Origin of the sequence: Pseudoalteromonas sp. SWN29 (assembly GCF_015864465.1) — a bacterium.
Lineage (GTDB): Bacteria > Pseudomonadota > Gammaproteobacteria > Enterobacterales > Alteromonadaceae > Pseudoalteromonas.
On record NZ_JADYXE010000096.1, the window covers coordinates 1 to 3,723 of the forward strand.

Below are 3,723 nucleotides of genomic sequence, written 5' to 3' on the forward strand. Positions count from 1 at the left end.
CATAATCAAAAGATGATAAGGGTATTGTGAAGCAACCAAAAGATCGGTCAACCGATCAAAAATACCTTAACTGATCGATGTTAACCCATATAGGCCGCTTTAACAATAGTTACTGTTGTTTAATTTGTGTTTTGCTCACTTAATAAGCCTTGAATGAGCGCAACACACATCAAAATAAGAACAATAGAGAATGGTAGGGCAGTCGTAACGACTCCTGATTGTAGCGCTTGCAATGCTTGTGATCCTCCTACCCAGAGTAATACCGCCGCAATAACACCTTCAACTGTTGCCCAAAAGATTCGTTGTGGAACAGGTGCATCAATTTTACCGCCAGCTGTAATACCATCTATAACTAGGGAGCCTGAATCAGACGATGTTATAAAAAATACTAAAACTAATGCAATCGACATAATAGATATAAAGCTAGAGAACGGTAGTTGTTCATATACTTGAAATAGTGTTACCGAAATATCAGTTAGACCATTTTGTCCAAGTGGTCCTACTTTATCTATAACTTGGTTTATTGCCATGTTGCCAAATACGCCCATCCAAACCAAACTAAGAAGTGTGGGTAGCCCGATAACTACGAGTAAAAACTCACGCACGGTACGTCCTTTAGAAACACGAGCAATAAACATACCTACAAATGGCGACCACGATATCCACCACGCCCAATAAAATACAGTCCACGAGTGCATCCAGTCTTCGTCAGTTCTTCCAAAAGGATTACTTAATGGAACAAAGTGTTCTACATATGCACCAAGGGTGAACCATACGGCTCCAATCGCATCAGAAAAGGTGAGTGCAATAACGGCGAGCAATAAAATAAATGCACAAATCAGATTTATATTACTAAGGACTTTAACACCACCCTCAATTCCTCTGATCACAGAAAAAATAGCAATACATGTTACTAAGCCAATAACTGTAATTTGAAATGCGGTGCCGTAGTCGGTACCTAATAAGTAATTTATACCACTTGTTGCCTGTTGCGCGCCAAGACCTAATGACGTCGCTAAACCAAACAATGTAGAAAGCACAGCTAATATATCAATGATATGCCCGAGCCAACCCCATGCGCGATCGCCAAAAATTGGATAAAATACAGAGCGTATAGATAAAGGCAATCCCTTATTGAAAGCAAAAAATGCTAAACTTAACCCTACAACCGCATAGATAGACCAACCATGTAGTCCCCAGTGGTACATCGTTGCGCCCAATGCTAATGAATGTGCTTGCGCTGAATTGGGCTCAGCATTCATTGGCATATGGTACCAACCTGTAAAATAAGCGGTTGGTTCTGCAACTCCCCAAAATAGCAAACCAATGCCCATTCCTGCAGCAAATAACATTGAAAGCCAAGATAAATAGCCATGCTCTGGTTTAGCTTTTATGCCGCCTAGCCTAATTTTCCCTAAAGGTGAGAGCGCTAAAACAAAACAAAAAATCACAAAGCCATTCGCGACAAGCATAAAGTAGCTATCGAATTGGTTTATGATGGCGTTTTTGGTGGACGTTAAAAAATCTCTAGTGACAGTAGGGTCAAAAACTAAAGTTAGCACGACAAATAATACGACTAAGAAGGCGCTTATTCCGAATACAGGATTATGAATGTCAAATCCCCATTTTTGTACATTATCTTGACCTACCTGATAATCGGTCGTGTCGATACTGTACTTTTTACTCATGTTATCCATCGGTTCTCCTTATTATAGATAACTAATTACGCTTAATTTACGTAGTTAAATATAAAATAGTTTTAAGCTTAATATAAGTTTTTTATTAAAAGTGATGTTTGACATTAAATTGGGTGCGTAAATAAATTATAGAACTAAAAAAGCGAGCCGTAGCTCGCTGTTTGTTGTTTATTTCCAGGCTTCGGGGTCAACCTCTTTATCGAGTTTTGGATGTTTACTTTTATCAAAGGTAGGTATTAGACCTTTCTTGCGTTGCTCGTTATAATCTTTCGACAGCCATACAACAACGCCTGAAAGCATAAATAACGCTATAACGTTTACAATGGCCATTAAACCCATTGATATATCTGCCAGCGTCCAAATTAAACCAAGCTCACCAACCGCGCCAAACATCACCATACCCAAAACAACAAGCCTAAAGATAAACATCCCTTTATTAGAGTTGTGCTCTAAAAACATTAAATTTGTTTCAGCGTAAGAGTAATTAGCCACAATAGAAGTAAAAGCAAAAAACAATATAGCAATGGCAATAAAGTAAGTACCCCAGTCACCAACATGTTCTTGTAACGCAGCTTGTGTAAGTTCAATCCCCATAACACCAGATTCAGGTACTAATTGCTGCGATAACAGAATAAGAGAAGCAGTCGCTGTACAAATAACAATAGTATCAATAAATACACCTAGCATTTGCACATAACCTTGTGATGCTGGGTGAGGAGGGTAAGGCGTTGCAGTTGCAGCGGCATTAGCTGCACTACCCATACCAGCTTCGTTTGAAAACAAACCACGCTTTATACCTTGGATCATAGCTTGCGTAACACCATAACCAATTGCACCTGCGCCGGCTTGTTCAATACCAAAAGCACTTTTTACTATAAGTACAATTACATCAGGTAATGCAGTGAAGTTAATAGCGCATACGTAAAGGGCAACTAATAAGTAAGCTAATGCCATAAACGGCACAACCATTTCGGCAAAACGAGAAATCGTTTTCAATCCACCAAAAATAATAATACCAGAGCCGATAACCAAGCAAATGCCTACTATATACTTAGGTACATCAAACGCTACTTCAAATGCTGCAGCAATAGAGTTTGACTGTACTGCGTTAAATACTAAACCAAAGGCTAAAATTAAACATAACGAGAATAAAGTTCCCATCCAGCGTTTGCCTAAACCGTTTTGCATATAATAAGCAGGGCCACCTCTAAAATTACCATCAGCATCTTTTGTTTTATAAGCCTGAGCTAAAGTACTCTCGGCAAAACTTGTAGCCATACCTATTAATGCAATAACCCACATCCAAAAAATAGCACCTGGGCCACCTAAATATAAAGCAACAGCAACACCAGCCATATTACCAGTACCGACACGAGCTGCTAATGAAGTACAAAAAGCCTGAAAGGATGAAATTTCGTTATCGGCACATTTACGAGAACCAAACATAACTTTGAACATATGTGGGAATTGCACAAATTGAATAAAGCCTAGTCGAAAAGTAAAGAAGAGGCCCGCTGCTATTAATAAGTAGACGAGAACTTGCCCCCATAGAAGGGCACTTATACTATTTATTATGTCTGTCATGGATACTGCCTAAATACATGAGTTAAAAAAAGTGACCGCAACTTATCACATCAGGATAAAAGTGTTTAGTTTTAAAGTTCAAAAGCAGAGTTATCAACAGGTTTTTGTTAATAACTTGTGCTTATCGTGTGTACTTGCAGGGGGCTTAATTTTAATTACTATTTAGTGAAAATAACGCTTGCGTAAAATCCGCCGCTCCCTATAATGCGACCCCACTGAGACGGGAAACGCCAACGCATAGCGAGGCACGAACTACCTCAGAGAGTTAAATAAAACTTCGGTTTTAAATTATCGAAAGAAATTTAAAACTAAGTGTTGACTCGAAAAATAAAGGGTGTATTATTCGCATCCCTTGAGACGCTAAAGCGACTCAAAACGTTCTTTAACAATATAAAGCAATCATCTGTGTGGGCACTCGTACAGATTGAGTTCTAACAGCCAA

The 3,723-nt window shown here is 38.8% G+C and carries 2 protein-coding genes; both read right to left on the reverse strand.

Features of this window, described 5'->3' with window-relative positions:
• Positions 1 to 119: 119 nt before the first annotated feature.
• The gene (locus I6F53_RS19865) at positions 120 to 1,697 is read right to left on the reverse strand and encodes a BCCT family transporter (RefSeq protein ID WP_197240906.1); all 1,578 of its coding nucleotides are present in this window, start codon (positions 1,695 to 1,697) and stop codon (positions 120 to 122) included.
• A 168-nt stretch (positions 1,698 to 1,865) separates the two neighbouring features.
• Positions 1,866 to 3,281: an alanine/glycine:cation symporter family protein gene (locus I6F53_RS19870; protein ID WP_166421932.1), complete on the reverse strand. Its 1,416-nt coding sequence runs from the start codon at positions 3,279 to 3,281 to the stop codon at positions 1,866 to 1,868.
• Between the last annotated feature and the right edge of the window lie 442 nt (positions 3,282 to 3,723).